The sequence below is a fragment of the Brevundimonas vesicularis genome (genome assembly GCF_900445985.1).
GTDB classification, from domain to species: domain Bacteria; phylum Pseudomonadota; class Alphaproteobacteria; order Caulobacterales; family Caulobacteraceae; genus Brevundimonas; species Brevundimonas vesicularis_D.
Map to the genome: position 1 here is coordinate 1319110 of NZ_UAQP01000014.1, position 14452 is coordinate 1333561.

Below are 14452 nucleotides of genomic sequence, written 5' to 3' on the forward strand. Positions count from 1 at the left end.
TCAGGCCGGGTCTTTGTCGGGGGTCGATTGGCCGATGCGCGGCGTGACCACGGTCACCTCCGGCTGGCTCAGGCGGGCCAGGACGTCGTCGGCCGAGGAATGGCCGGGCAGGATGCCGGCCTCGCGCAGCTTGGCGTCCAGGTCCGCGCCGGTGCGACGATCTTCCAGCGCCTGGCTGGCGTTCAGCTTCTCTTCCTGGATCGCTTGGCGCTGTTTGATGCGTTGCAGACTGTCCGCCGCCGAGCCGATGCGCGACTGGGCGCCGGCCGAGTTCAGGGCGACTGACGTCTGGGCCTTCTGGACGGAATCGTTGACCTTGACGATGTCGATCTCGCGACGAAGCGTCTCGATCTTCTGGTCGGTCGAGGCGATGGCCGTGCGCAGGCGCGTCTCGGCCGTCTTCATGTCCTCGATCAGCGGACCGCGACTGGTGATCTCGACCTCCAGCTCGGCGATGCGGCCGGCGACTTCGCGCGCCAGGTCGGTCTTGCCCTGGCCCAGGGCGGTGCGGGCCGAGCTTTCGTATTTGGCGATCTGGTCGCGGAAGCTGGCCATCTCGTTTTCGGCTATGCGGCGGCGCGCCACCAGGCCGGCCAGGTCATCGCGGGCCTTGCCCTGGGCGTTGTCGGCGTCGCGGATTTCCTGGTCGAGGATCTTCAGCGCATTGGCGTCGACGACGCCCTGAGCCGCATCGTGGGCCGAGCCGCGGAACAGGGCGGACAGTTTTCTGAGCATGGACATGGTCGGTCTTCCGGGATCAGGCGGCGTCGGCGCCGAAGGTTTCACGCAGTTCGGTGGCGTCGATCGCATTCTCAGCCAGGGTGCGCAGTTCGATCAGGATGGTCTGAAGCGTCGTCTTGCAAGAGAGTTCGCCCATCAGCTCATACACGTCTTCGCCACCGACATTGGTGATGGCGAAGTTGGACAGGGGCACCACGCGCTGGGCCTTCAGCAGGAACTCGTTGAAGGCATGGCGGTCCTTCTGCTCCGACACCGGCCACAGCAGGACCGAACAGACGATCTGGGCGCCGCCGACGCTCAGATAGACCGGCAGGTCGCCGTATTCATGCATGGTCGCCAGCAGCACCGGCTCGGCGCCCTCGACCACGCGCAGGGTCATTTCCCCATCACGCAGCAGGGTTGAGCCGTCCAGCGCCGCCTTGATGGCGGGCACGGTCCAGGGGGTCTCGATCACGGCGTCCATTTGATGGTCGTCTCCAGGGGTGATGGAATCGGAAGTGGGGCGGCGCGGGCGCCCCGCAAGCTGCGGCCCGCGTGTTGAATCGGTGACGATGGCGCGAACGGCCGCCTTGACGTCGTCGCGGGCTGCGGCCGGCACCCAAAGCTCCAGCTTGACCAGGCCGGCCTCACGACGCGCCTGTCGCCACGCACGGATGCGGTCATTGGCGGCGGAAGAGGGCGATGCGTCGTTCGGCATATCGTTACATGAAACGCGTAACATGAACGCTTGACTTGACGCAAGATCGGACGGAATGTCGCGCCATGAACCGCCTCATTCGGTCGCATCGCTTCTGTTGGCTCGCCGTCGGCGCGCATCGGGCCTAGATAGTCGCCCATGTTCAAGAAGCTTTTCGGATCGTCGGAGAAGATCGCGCCTGCCAATCGAGTGGCGACGGTGCGCAACATCACCGTGGGCCGCACCGTGTCGCTGGACCCGCTGGCCTGGCGCCGGCTGGGCGACGAGACCCAGTTCGCTCTGGATCGCGACGTGCTGGACATCTCGGCCCAGGGGTTGGTCAGCCTGGACAGCGGCCAGTTCGTCCATCGCTTCTACACCGACGACCACGTCATGCTTCAGGCCATGAGCGACGACGAGGCGGGCCTGGAATCCTACGATTTCAGCCTGTTCGTGCCCTGGACCTCGGCCTATCCGCCGGGCGAGCGTGAACGCCGCATCTGGCGTGACCGCCTGTCGGCGCCGGTCTTTCACGGCGCGGCCGAAGAACTGCCCGACTATCCCCGCTTCTGGTTCGCCGAGAGCGACGCCATCCAGCCGCCCGTCACCCTGTGGGAGACCATCTGGGACGACCGCGCCGCCGCTACGCCCTATGCGAAAATCTTCCAGACCTGCATGTTGTATGCGCGCGAGCTGGGCGGCGGGCGCGAGCTGATGCTGGCGCTTGAGCAGCAGCCCGAGGGCGGCGACACTACGCACGAAATCATGATCGGCATTCCGCTGGAAATGGCCGAGTTCCGCGCCTGAGCGCGCAATCCGAGGGGCAAGACCGATGTTCGACTGGTTCATTTTTCAGCAGGGGGCGATCGCCTTCCTGATCGCCTTCGCCATGGCGGGCGCGTTCACCCTGGCCTTCAAACTGATCTACCAGTGGGTCACGCCGTATCACGAACATACGCTGATCCGTGAGGGGAACACGGCCGCCGCCATTGCGCTCGGCGGCGCCCTGATCGGCTATGTCCTGCCTCTGGCCTCGGCCCTGTCGCACACCGTCAGTCTGATGGAGTTCGCAGCCTGGGCTCTGCTGGCCGGCGTGATCCAGATCGTCGTCTTCGTCGCCATCAGCCGAATGGCCTTCCGCAATCTGGTCGTCCGCATCGAGGCGGGCGAGATCGCCGCGGCCGTCTATCTGGCCTCCATCTCCATCTGCGTCGGCCTGCTCAACGCCGCCTGCATGACGTCGTGAACCCATGACCGACCCCAAAGACCTGCCCCAGAACCTGGTCAAAACCGACACCATGCGCCGGCTGAAGCGCTCGCGCGTCCTGCACGTCAGCAGCCTGATGGCGACCGCCAGCTTCTCGCTGGCCGCCTGCGGCTCGCCCCAGCGCGTGCCTGCGCCCGAGCCCGAACCGACCCTGGCCTATCAGTCGCTGGACGAGTGCAAGGCCGCCAACGACATTCCCGACAACGAATGCGACGCCGCCCTGGCAAAGGCTCAGCAAGAGGCCGCCAAGACCGCGCCGCGCTACGCCACGCGCGAGGAGTGCGAGGGCCAGTGGGGACCGTCGCAGTGCCAGCCGAACAACAACGGCGGCTCCTTCTTCACCCCGCTGCTGACCGGCTTCATCGTCGGCCAGATGCTAAACGGCGGCGGCTATCGCGGCGGCGGACCGCTGTATCGCGACCGAGAGGGGCGGCTGTCCAACGGCTACGGCGGCGGCTACGCCTACCGCGACTATCGCACCGGCAAGACCCTGACCAATGCGCGCGAGCATGGCGACGTCGCCCGTCAGGCCCCGACGCGGGTGCAGAGCCGCACCACCGTCGTCTCGCGCGGCGGCTTCGGCGGCGGCGGCCGAGGTTACGGCGGCTGATACAGTTCTGGCGCCGGGCGCCGGTCTTCCCCTAATAGGGATCGCTCTCACGCTTCACGACAGACCGGACCGCCTCGCCTCATGACCGCATCGCCGCCCCCGAATGGAGGCTTGGACGTCGAAAGCTGGGGCGACCCAGAGGATCCCGTCGTCCTGCTGATCGGCGCGCCCGAGCGTCTGTCCGGCGACTGGCGCCGGTCGGTGCGCGCGCTGGTCGAGGCCGGTCGCAATGTCATGCTGACGGCCGACTTCGACGCGGCGGATGACAGCTCCGCCGCCCTGCGTCGACTGCTGACCGAACTTCCCTCTCGCCCGGCCATCGTCTGTTCCGACACGACGCTGGACGCCGTCGCGCCTGCGCTCGCCGTCACCGGCCCGGCCCTGGCCAGCTGTCTGGTGGTCGTCGCCGAAGGGCAGGGGGCTGTCTCGCCCGAGCTTGAGACACAGTTGGCCGGCGTTCCGATCCAGACGATCGCGCGCGCCGAGGCGCCGGACGCGGTCGAGGCCGAGAACGCCGCCCTCCTGGGCTTCCTCGAACGCCACGCCCCGCGCGACGCCCTGCATTATCAGGCCGGCTCCGACCCTCGCACCCTGCGCGACGCCCTAGGCTGTTTCGCCACGGGGGTCACGGTGGTCACGACCCTGGATGAAGCCGGGCAGCCCGTCGGCCTGACCGCCAACTCCTTCTCCTCGGTGTCGCTGGATCCGCCGCTGATCCTGTTTTGCCTGGCCCGCTCGTCCACCAATGTCGACCGCTTCCGCCGGGCCGAACATTTCGCCATCAACGTCCTGCACATCGGCCAGCAGCCGACCTCCGGCGTCTTCGCCCGGTCCCAGGCCGACCGCTTCCAGGACGTGGCGTGGGAGACGTGGGACACCGGCGCGCCCATCCTGTCGGGCGCCCTGGCCAGTTTCGAATGCGGAACCGAACAGATCGTCGAGGCCGGCGATCACCTGGTCATCATCGGCCGGGTCAGGCGCGCCCGGTTCGAGCCGCGCCGCGATCCGCTGCTCTATTTCCGGGGCAAGTATCGGCGGCTGCACTTTTCCTGACCGGCCGGGATCGCTATCTCTCGCCCGAAATAGAGGAAGCCGTCCCCATGTCCGCGACCACGTCCGCCGATCCCGTCGTCATCGTCTCCTACGCCCGCACCCCGATGGGCGGTTTCCAGGGCGCGCTGTCCGACGCCAAGTCCACCGACCTGGGCGCTGCGGCCGTCAAGGCGGCGCTGGACCGCGCCGGCCTTGATCCGCAAAAGGTCGAGCAGATCATCATGGGCTGCGTCCTGCCTGCGGGCCTCGGCCAGGCGCCGGCGCGTCAGGTGGGCATGGGCGCAGGCCTGCCCACCTCGACCGAGGCGACGACCATCAACAAGATGTGCGGCTCGGGCATGCAGGCGGCCATGATGGCGCACGATGCGCTGGCCGCGGGTTCGGCCGACGTGATCGTGGCGGGCGGCATGGAGTCCATGACCAACGCCCCGTATCTGATGCAAAAGCACCGGGGCGGCGCGCGCATCGGCCACGACGTCATTTCCGACAGCATGTATCTGGACGGGCTGGAGGACGCCTACACCCCCGGCAAGCTGATGGGCCAGTTCGCCGAGGACACGGCCAAGGACTATCAGTTCACCCGCGAGCAGCAGGACGCCTACGCCATCGAAAGCGCCGGCCGGGCCAAGCGCGCCCAGGAGACGGGCGCCTTCGACGCCGAGATCGCCTCGGTCGAGGTCAAGACCCGCAAGGGTCCCGTCACCGTCGACCGCGATGAACAGCCGACCCGGTCCGACCCGTCCAAAATCCCCAATCTGAAGCCCGCCTTCGGCAAGGACGGCACCATCACCGCGGCTTCCGCCGCCTCGATCTCGGACGGTGCCGCCGCCCTGGTCATGATGCGCCGGTCTACTGCTGAAACCCTGGGCCTGACGCCGATCGCCCGCGTGGTCAGCCAGGCCGCCCACGCTCACGAGCCGCACCTGTTCACCACCGCCCCGGTTTTCGCTCTGCAAAAGGCGCTGAAGAAGGCGGGCTGGAGCGCCGACGACGTCGATCTGTGGGAGGTCAACGAGGCCTTCGCCATCGTGCCGATGATCGCCATGCAGGAACTCGGCATCCCCCACGACAAGATCAACGTCAACGGCGGCGCCTGCGCCCTGGGCCACCCGCTCGGAGCTTCAGGAGCACGCGTCCTGACCACTCTGCTCTCGGCCCTGAAAGCCCACGGCAAGACCCGCGGCATGGCCGCCCTGTGCATCGGCGGCGGCGAAGCGACGGCGATGGGCGTAGAGTTGGTTTAGTGCGTTGGCTGTAAGTGCGTTCTTAGCAGAACGTCGCGTAGGTTCGCGAAGGGAAGGACGGCTCGAATCAAATCAGAATACAGGTAGTGTTCAATTTGTTTCGAGAAGCTCCTGATCGGCCAGCTCGTCATCATATCTTATGCGCCAATACGCCGTTGCAATATGATCGGGGAATAGCCGGCCGAACCTCTTAGTGTCAGCCCGCCATCCTGGCGTATTTTCCTGCATGAGGCTGAATACTTCGTCGCGTATGCGAGGATGCAGACAATCCAGAAGATAGCTGGTGAACTCGTGGACCGTTTCATAATCGGTTACGGCACCGACCGGGTTGTTAGTTTTTTCTAACGTGGCATAGAAGGACGCTATAGGATCACCCGCCTCAACGTGGAGCGGGCGCTTTCCGTCGAAATAAACGACCTCGAATGCATCCCGCTCAGGATCGACATTTCCATGAAGGGTGTCGTTACGCTTGTTCCAGACCGACATGAATGCTTTGAATTCGGCATCAGTTGACTTTGGAGCCTTCGCGAACCATTTGCACTTATAAAACATATCTATAATTTTTAAATCAATATTACTACGTACGAATGCGTCATATTGACTTTTGTCGGACCTTACTTCGTCCTTGCAGGTGTATAATATCAGCATATTTATGAAAGACTCGGCCATGACCGGCGTCAACAATCGTAGTTCTAAACAAGCGCCGAATAATTTGTGAGCGCGTTTTGACATGCGCTCACGTTCTTTTATTTTGTTGTCTTTAGATGAAGGTTTTACCTCGGCAAATCTGCCCATTTCATGTTTAATGGCCGTGTAAGATTTTTCTGCTTGATCCGCTACTAGCGCATACTTGTTGGTGAACATTCTCCACTTCTCAAGTTCCTTTGTAGCTGCCCCCTTCTCAGCAGATGTGCGAGAAAAATCATTCCTAATGCCCTTGATGAAAGACCACCATTCGGCATCCTTTAAATCGACCTGCGTCCAAACGTGGACTTCGCGGTTCGCTCCGATGATGGTCAGATCGTAGCTTCCAGCCTTCAATACATAGTCCCAATGAAACAGATTATCGCTGTCATCGCTTGCTACCGCAGTCAGCATGCCGTTGGGGTTTCCAAATCTTCCTTTTAGGTATGTGTACATATCTAAGGTGCTAATTGTTGTTCTGATTACAATTGCGCCACCCTTTCCTCCTTTTCTCTTGATGCCGCTGGCACGATATTTCGTTTCAATATAATTCTTTAGTTCAGCGTTATTCATAATGCGCCAATTGGGGATGTCCCAATAAGCCTCTCGCCCGTCCGACATTAGTCATTTCCTTCCCAACCATGAGGGACCCTAACCGCGCGAAATGATTGTGCAACGTTCAACTTGAGCGAGGCGTTCGTCACTTGTGTAAGAGGAAGCAACGGACGCTCAATTCTTTTGAGCCAATGCCCTAAGCCGCGAACGCCGCCCGGATCGGCTGCACCGTCTGATCCGGGCGCTTCACTGGCAGGTCGAAGCTGACGACCGTGCCGACGCCCGGTTGGCTTTCCATGCTCAGTTGGCCGCCGTGCATCTCGATCAGGGACTTGGTCAAGGCTAGGCCCAGGCCGGTGCCTTGAGTGGTCTTGGAATGCTGGCCCTCGACCTGTTCGAACGGGCGGGCGAGGCGGACCAGGTCCTCTGGCGCGATGCCGATGCCGGTGTCGGCGCAGGCGACGCGGACGCGGTCCTCGCCCTCGGCCCCGACGAAGGGTTTCAACGACACGACGATGGAGCCGCCCTCGGGCGTGAACTTCACGGCGTTGGAGATCAGGTTCAGCATCACCTGTTTGACGCCGCGTTGATCGGCCTCGATATCGGGCAGGTCGCCGGCCTCGACCGCGATCTTCAGGCCCGCTTCCTGCACCTTGCCGCGCATCAGCCGCACCGCGTCCTCGCACACCTCGCGCAAGGACACCGGCTCATAGTGCAGGGTCATCTTGCCGGCTTCGATCTTGGCCATGTCCAGCACGTCGTTGATCAGGCTGAGCAGATGCTGGCCCGACTTCAGGATGTCGCCGGCGTATCCCTTGTATTTCTCGTTCAGCGGCCCGAACAGCTCGCTGGCCATGATCTCCGAGAAGCCGTTGATGGCGTTCAACGGCGTGCGCAGTTCATGGCTCATATTGGCCAGGAATTCGGACTTGGCCTGGTTGGCGGCCTCGGCGCGGGTCATGGCCACCTCGTATTTGCGCGCCAGCAGCGACAGCTTTTCCTGGCTGGATTCCAGCTGGTCGACGGTGGCCCGCAGATCGTCGGCGGCGCGGCGGCGCTCGGCCTCCTGGCGTTTGATGGCCGTGATGTCGGCGGCGGTGACGACGGAGCCGCCTTCGGAGGTGAACCGCTCGGACAGTTGCAGCCAGCGCCCGTCGTTCAGCTCGACCTCGCGCAGGCCCGCACGACCGCTGGCCGGCCGGTGTTCGGCCTTGATGGCCAGGCCGGCGATCCGGTTCAGCTCGTCCTTCAGCGCGCCGCGCCGCACCACCCCATGCTCGAAGTTGAAGGCGTCCTCGAACGCCTGATTCCACAGGATCAGCCGCCCCTGACGGTCGAACAGGACGAAGGCCTCGGAGATGCTCTCCACCCCGTCGCGCAGCCGGCTTTCGGCGGCCTGGGCGGCGGCCTTGGCGCGCCGGGCCTCGGTGATGTCCAGCGCGACGCCCAGGATGGCGGAAAAGCCCGTATCGCCGCGCTCGCCGCGCGCCTGACCCCGCGCGTCGATCCACCGCGCCCGCCCGTCCGGCCCCGCCACCGGGAAGGTGACCTCAAAGGCGCCATAGGCGGCGGCTTGTCGCAGGGCGTGGCGGACCTCTTCCTGAAAGCGCGGATGGACGCGGCCGATCACATCCTCGGCGTCGGTCACCCCGCCGCGCGGATAGCCCAGCAGGGCGGCCATGTAGTCCGACAGCGAAACCTCGCCCTTGGCCACATCCCACTCCCACACCCCGCACCGCGCGGCCTCGACGGCGATGCGGAAGCGTTTCTCGGTAGCGACCCGCTCGCGATGCTGACGCGTCTGGCGCAGGCCATAGAGAATGAACAGGACCACGACGCCAAGACCCAGGAGCAGCGGCACGACGATCACCCAGGCGTCGTCGAAGAAGGAGGCGGTCGTCCCGTTGGAGACCGCGACCACAAACGGACCGCCCGGGCGCGTCGCGGCGGCGGTCGCCATCCGGGGCTCGCCGCCCAGCGTCACGGCGCGTGGTTCAGCCCCATCGGCCAGGGCTGAAGCGTCAACGCCGATCAGGGTGCGGATGGGCTGACCGATCTCGGCGGCGCGCGCCGAGGCCAGCACCACGCCGCCCGCCGACACGATCCGCGCTTCGCCGCCTTTCGGCAGGACGGGCGCGATCCGCGCCTCCAGCCTCAGGCCGTCGACATTGGCCTGGCCGGCGACGACCGATCCTTCGCCCTTGAACGCCTGCACCGTCTCGCCGGGACCGACGAGGGTGAAGGCGACCTTGGGCGCGGCGGCTTGGGCGGCCTCCACGACTTCGATGGGCGGGCGTTTGGCGGCGATGGCGGTGCGGCCGGCGGCCAAGCCCGCCTCGGCCGACTGAATCAGGACGGCGGTCTGGCTGGCGGCCAGCTCGGCGTTGAGCTTGAGGTTTTCGGCTTCCAGGCGGCTGATTTCGCGGGTCGGTCGGCTGACTTCGCGCGACGCCATCAGGGCATAGCCGGCGGCGATCAGCGCCAGGACCAGAACGGCGATCCGCAACCAGGCGGGCGCGCCGGCGGCGCGGTCGGAGGCGCGACGCCCCGACCGATTTTCGCGCCGCTCCTCGTCCCGCAAGCCCCGACCCTCCGACAAACACTTCGTTGCGGGAATCTAGGCTGCGTCGTGGATTCGTGTCGAGGCTCGGCGCGCGCTTTTAACGGGTTTTTAAGCGGCGGCGGGCGCCGTCAGGCGGTCCGGCGCGGGCTCCAGCACACGCGTCACATCCTGCAGCGCATCGCGCGCCTGTCGGGCCAGGGTCAGGACGGCGGGCGGCGCATCGTCCGGCGTCTCCGCGACCAGATCGACCAGATCCTGGGCCAGGCGCATCAGCTGGGGGGCGGCGGCGATCAGGCGGGCCTGAAACTCGATATGCTGCGGGTCGCGATCATATTCTGCGCCCGGCACGCGCCAACCGCCCCAGTCCGCCTTATCGGTGACGACGACCGGATAGGTGCCGGGGTGGGGATGATGCAGGCAGTCTTCGGGCAGCTGCCACTTGTTGCGCGCGCGCAGCAGCCGCCACTCGCCAGGCCTCTGATCCGAGGCGGGGTCGTCGGCCGCCAGCATCAGTTCATTGGCGGTGAACTCGCGCCCCAGACCGACGTCATAGGTGACACGCACCGGCTCCTCGAAGCCCTTGGCCCAGACGGGCTGGACCTGTTCGATGAAGGCCCATGCGCCGACGCACTCGACCCAGACCTTCTGACCCTTCTGGAACTGCGCGCGCGCCATGCCACTCTCCGAAACCCGCAGCCAGAATGAATCAAGATCATTGACGGCGGGTGTCGGGGCGCGGTTACGCAGGTCTTAACGCGAGATGCTTTCCAGCGTCTCGCCGGCGTACTTCTCCTTCACGCGCGTCGACAGGTCGCCCAGCGACACGACGCCGACCACGCGACCATGCTTGTCCACGACCGGGGCGCGACGGATCTGCTTGGAGCCCATGAGGTCCAGCACGATCTTAAGGTCATCGGTGTCCAGCACGGTTTGCGGATCACGCGTGATGAACTCGACCACCGCCGCCGACGGGGCCGCGCCGGTCGCCAGGGCGCGCACGACGATGTCGCGGTCGGTGATCGTGCCGATCAGCTGATCGCCGTCCGCCACGGGCACGAAGCCGAAGTCGCCCTTGGCCATGCGGCTGGCCACATCCTGGATGGTGTCGGCGGAGCGGGCCAGATGCACGTCCTTGGTCATCACGTCGCGGATCTTCATGGCGGGTTTCCTTTGTTTGAAGCGTTGCCCTGAAAACCCGCCGCGAGCGTGGCGGTTCCGGTCAGGGCGTCCGCATCGGGGGGAGGCCCTGGGCCGCCCGCACCAGCTGAACGAACTCGGCCCGGTCGCCATAGGGATCTTCGCCCCTGGCCCCTTGCGCCTGATCGATGATCCGGTCCCAGCCATAGTCGGCCGTCATCCACGGATCGCCCCGCAGCTTTTGCCCGAATCCGGCGACGGCGATGGCCCAGCGCGTGGCCTCGGGCGGCTGGGCGCTGACCGGCCCGCCCGCGCGGTTGGTCAGCGGCTGCTGGATCAGGTCCGAGCGGCTCTGGCCCGGCTGTTTGTAGCGCACCTGGATAAAGCCGATCTCGCCGTTCGGATCGCCGCCGCCGACCCCGATACGGTTATCGGGATAGCGCCGATCAGGGATTTGCGTCGGGCCGCCGACAGGGGTGATTTCGTACAGGGCCGTGACGCTGGCGCCGGATCCGACCTCGCCCGCATCGACCTGGTCGTTGTTGAAGTCTTCCTCGTTCAACAGCCGGGTTTCATAGCCGATCAGCCGCCATTCGGCGACGCGGGCGGGATTGAACTCGACCTGGATCTTGACGTCGTCGGCGATGGGGAAGGCCCCCTTGTCGAAGGCCGGCCCGAACAGGCGGCGCGCGTCCCTCAGGTCCCCGACATAGGCCGCGACCCCATTGCCCGCCTGGGCGATGGTCTGCATCCGCGCGTCCTGATAGTTGCCGCGCCCGAAGCCATAGACCGACAGATAGATGCCCGTCCCGCGCTTGTCGGCGACATAGTCCTCCAACCGCTTGTTGTCGGTCACACCGACATTGAAGTCGCCGTCAGTGAACATCAGGATGCGGTTGACCTTGTCGCGGGCGAAGTTCGCCTGGGCCTGGTCATAGGCGTTAGTCATGCCGGTCGCCCCGGCCGTGCCGCCGGACGCCTTCAGGCTGGCGACCGCGCAGCGCATCTTCAGCTTTTCGTCGCCCTTCGTGGGCTGCAAAGTCGTGCCCGCGCCTTCCGCATAATAGGTCACCGCCAAGGTGTCCTGCGGCCTCAGCCGGTCGATGGCCAGGTTCATCGCCTTCTTGGCCAGGTCAAGCTTGTCGGGACTGCGCATCGAGCCGGAGACGTCGACCAGGAAGGTCAGGTTCAGCGGCCGCTGCTCGCCCGCCGGCAGTTCGTAACCTTGCAGGCCGATGTGCACGATCTGACGCCCGTCAGCCCAGGGCGAGGCGGCGACCGCCGTGGTGATCGCGAAGGGCCGGCTTTGGCTGGTCGGCCGGGCGTAGTCGTAGTCGAAGGCGTTGATCAGCTCCTCAACCCGCACCGCATCCTTGGGCGGCGCACGACCCTCGTCGATGAAGCGCTTCACGTTCGAATAGGACGCCGTGTCCACGTCGATGGAGAAGGTCGAGACCGGCTGATCCCTGGTCCGCTTCACCGGATTGGGCGTCGCATCGGGATAGCGTTCGGTGTCGGCGGGTGCGGGCGCCGGCGCTGGCATGATGGCCGAGACCCTAGACCCGGTGACGACCACATTCCCCGTCATCGCTGCAGGGGGAGGCGGGGCGGGAGGCGCTGGTGGTGGAGGAGGCGGGGGAGGAGGCGGTGGTGCGCCATACGGAACGCGATCCGCCTTTCGGGTCGGGGGGACGCTCACGGGCGGGGGTGGCGGCGGCGTGGCCACGAAAGCAGGTGGTGGCGGCGGCGCCAGCTCGAAGCCCAGCGGCCGGCACGCCGCCGGCGTCGCCTCGCCATCCAGAGGCTTGGCCAGCGCGACGGTCGGCACCGCCACCGGCGGCGCGGCGAACGACAGGCTCAGAACGGACAGCGCCGCCATCCTGATGATGCGTGACATGGCTTCCTCCGGTTGTTTCTTGATGCCAGTCGCGGGTCGTCCTGGGGCGAAACTGTGGCAAACAGGTTGCTCGCCACACAGCGATCTTCGACCGTGTCTTCGGCGCCATCTCGCAATCGCGCACGACGAGCCCCACAATACGGGCAAAGCTTGGGGGATGCGATGGCTGAGGCGACGACGGGACTGGATCTGGGCGCGGCGGCCGCTCTGCTGGCCGCAGGCGTGCTCGCCGTGCCGGTGTTCAAGCGGATCGGCCTGGGATCGGTGCTGGGTTATCTGGCGGCGGGCCTCGCCATCGGTCCCTTCGGCCTGAAGCTGTTTCGCGAGCCCGAGACCATCCTACACGTCGCCGAGTTCGGCGTGGTCATCTTCCTGTTCATCATCGGGCTGGAGATGCGGCCCAAACGGCTGTGGGGACTGAGGAAGGAAATCTTCGGTCTCGGCGCGGCCCAGGTGCTGTTCTGCGGCCTGATTCTGACGCTGACGGCCATGCTGGCCGGCTTCTCTGCGCCCGTCGCCTTCGTCGGCGCGATGGGCTTTGTCCTGTCGTCCACCGCCGTCATCATGCAGATGCTGGAAGAGCGCGGCGAGATCGCGGGCGGGCCGGGCCAGCGGGCAGTCTCCATCCTGCTGCTCGAGGATCTGGCCATCGTGCCGCTCCTGGCTATCGTCGCCGTGCTGGCCTCGGTGCTGGGCGTGGCGAACGAACAGGCGCCGCCCCTGTGGCAGACCGTCGGCTTCGCGGTCGCGGCGGTCGGCGGGGTGCTGCTGGCCGGCAAATATCTGGTCAATCCGGTCTTCCGCCTGCTGGCCCAATACGGCGGGCGCGAGGTGATGACGGCGGCGGCCCTGCTGGTCGTGGTCGGCGCCGCCTGGGCCATGTCCCTGGGCGGCCTGTCTATGGCCATGGGCGCCTTTTTAGCCGGGGTCCTGCTGTCGGAATCCACCTTCCGTCATCAACTGGAAGCAGACGTGGAGCCGTTCCGCGCCATCCTTTTGGGCCTGTTCTTCCTCAGCGTCGGCATGTCGCTGGACGTGTCGGTGGTCGTCGCCGACTGGCGTCTGGTGCTGGGCGGGGTCGTGGCCTTCATGCTGGTCAAGGGCGTGGGCATCTATGCCGTCGCGCGCCTGTTCAAGGCCTCGCACCATGAGGCGGTCGAGCGCGCGGGCCTGTTTGCGCAAGGCGGCGAGTTCGCCTTCGTCCTGTACGGCGCCGCCGTCGCCGCCGGCCTGTTCGACGCCCGCATCGGCGCGATGATGTCGGCGGTGGTCATCCTGTCGATGGCCCTGACGCCCCTGACCTCGCTGCTGATCGCGCGTCTGTCGCCCAAGCCGGTCCAGGACGCCGAAAGCGCCGAGGGCGTCGACTTCGCCAAGGATCTGCGCGGACAGGTGCTGATCATCGGCTTCGGCCGTTTCGCCCAGGTCGTGTCGCAACCCCTGCTAGCCCGCGACGTGGACGTGTCGATCATCGAGAACGATGTGGAGATGATCCAGGCCGCCTCAAAGTTCGGGTTCAAGGTCTACTACGGCGACGGCACCCAGCTGCACACCCTGCGCGCTTCGGGCGCGGAGGAGGCCGAGATGGTCCTGGTGTGCGTCGACAAGCCCGAGGCCGCCGACCGCATCGTCGAACTGGTCAAGTCGGAGTTCCCCACCACCCGGATCATGGCCCGCGCCTTCGACCGAGGGCATTCGATGCGCCTGATCCAGGCGGGGGTGGACTACCAGATCCGCGAGACCTTCGAGTCGGCGCTCAAGTTCGGCGAGCGCGCCCTGGTCGAACTGGGGCTGGACGAGCATGAGGCGGCCGAGACCATCGGCGACGTGCGCCGTCGCGACGAGGCCCGGCTGGACCTGCAGCTGACCGGCGGGCTCAAGGCCGGCCGCCAGCTGATGCGCGGCAATATGCCGACGCCCCAGCCCGCCCCCTACATCAAGCCCCGTCGCGAAGGCCGTCTGCTGAACGAGGACGAGGCGGGCCCGGCCGCGCCGGACACCCGGCGCGAGCCCGCAGACACCTGA

13 protein-coding genes are annotated in these 14452 nt (G+C 66.0%); 6 read left to right on the top strand and 7 right to left on the bottom strand.

What is annotated here, in order from left to right; genetic code table 11:
- A complete protein-coding gene (locus tag DT343_RS15520) occupies positions 1-741 on the bottom strand; it encodes a PspA/IM30 family protein (protein WP_112863578.1) in 741 nt (246 codons plus the stop codon).
- A gap of 16 nt (positions 742-757) precedes the next feature.
- On the bottom strand, positions 758-1438 hold the full coding sequence (locus tag DT343_RS15525) for a DUF2170 family protein (RefSeq protein ID WP_039244246.1): 681 nt from the start codon (positions 1436-1438) through the stop codon (positions 758-760).
- Between the two features lie 138 nt (positions 1439-1576).
- Between DT343_RS15525 and DT343_RS15530 the strand changes: the two genes are divergently transcribed.
- The 5 genes from DT343_RS15530 (at position 1577) to DT343_RS15550 (ending at position 5591) form a co-directional block, all read left to right on the top strand.
- Positions 1577-2224 (top strand): YjfK family protein, encoded by a 648-nt coding sequence (locus tag DT343_RS15530; RefSeq protein ID WP_112863579.1) that lies wholly within the window; start codon positions 1577-1579, stop codon positions 2222-2224.
- A 25-nt stretch (positions 2225-2249) separates the two neighbouring features.
- Positions 2250-2663, top strand: a complete 414-nt coding sequence (locus tag DT343_RS15535; RefSeq protein WP_017506364.1) for a DUF350 domain-containing protein — start codon at positions 2250-2252, stop codon at positions 2661-2663.
- Positions 2664-2667: 4 nt separating this feature from the next.
- Entirely contained in the window at positions 2668-3294 is a 627-nt protein-coding gene (locus DT343_RS15540; protein ID WP_112863580.1) for a DUF1190 domain-containing protein, read from the top strand.
- Between the two features lie 111 nt (positions 3295-3405).
- Positions 3406-4347: a flavin reductase family protein gene (locus DT343_RS15545; RefSeq protein WP_258522595.1), complete on the top strand. Its 942-nt coding sequence runs from the start codon at positions 3406-3408 to the stop codon at positions 4345-4347.
- A 47-nt stretch (positions 4348-4394) separates the two neighbouring features.
- The gene (locus DT343_RS15550) at positions 4395-5591 is read left to right on the top strand and encodes an acetyl-CoA C-acyltransferase (RefSeq protein WP_112863582.1); all 1197 of its coding nucleotides are present in this window, start codon (positions 4395-4397) and stop codon (positions 5589-5591) included.
- Between the two features lie 90 nt (positions 5592-5681).
- On the opposite strand, the gene DT343_RS15555 is transcribed toward DT343_RS15550, so the two are convergent.
- The 5 genes from DT343_RS15555 to DT343_RS15575 all read right to left on the bottom strand — a co-directional run bounded on the left by DT343_RS15555 (position 5682) and on the right by DT343_RS15575 (position 12427).
- Positions 5682-6896: a hypothetical protein gene (locus DT343_RS15555; protein WP_181669213.1), complete on the bottom strand. Its 1215-nt coding sequence runs from the start codon at positions 6894-6896 to the stop codon at positions 5682-5684.
- 130 nt (positions 6897-7026) lie between these two features.
- Positions 7027-9411 (bottom strand): PAS domain-containing sensor histidine kinase, encoded by a 2385-nt coding sequence (locus tag DT343_RS15560; RefSeq protein ID WP_112863840.1) that lies wholly within the window; start codon positions 9409-9411, stop codon positions 7027-7029.
- A 90-nt stretch (positions 9412-9501) separates the two neighbouring features.
- Positions 9502-10068, bottom strand: coding sequence for a hypothetical protein (locus tag DT343_RS15565; RefSeq protein WP_112863584.1), 567 nt, complete (start codon positions 10066-10068; stop codon positions 9502-9504).
- A gap of 75 nt (positions 10069-10143) precedes the next feature.
- Positions 10144-10551 carry a CBS domain-containing protein gene (locus DT343_RS15570; protein ID WP_112863585.1) on the bottom strand — a complete coding sequence of 136 codons (408 nt, stop codon included), beginning with the start codon at positions 10549-10551 and terminating at the stop codon, positions 10144-10146.
- 61 nt (positions 10552-10612) lie between these two features.
- Positions 10613-12427 (bottom strand): vWA domain-containing protein, encoded by a 1815-nt coding sequence (locus tag DT343_RS15575; protein WP_220116738.1) that lies wholly within the window; start codon positions 12425-12427, stop codon positions 10613-10615.
- Positions 12428-12589: 162 nt separating this feature from the next.
- Here DT343_RS15575 and DT343_RS15580 point away from each other — a divergent pair, with 162 nt between their 5' ends.
- Positions 12590-14452 carry a monovalent cation:proton antiporter-2 (CPA2) family protein gene (locus DT343_RS15580; RefSeq protein WP_112863587.1) on the top strand — a complete coding sequence of 621 codons (1863 nt, stop codon included), beginning with the start codon at positions 12590-12592 and terminating at the stop codon, positions 14450-14452.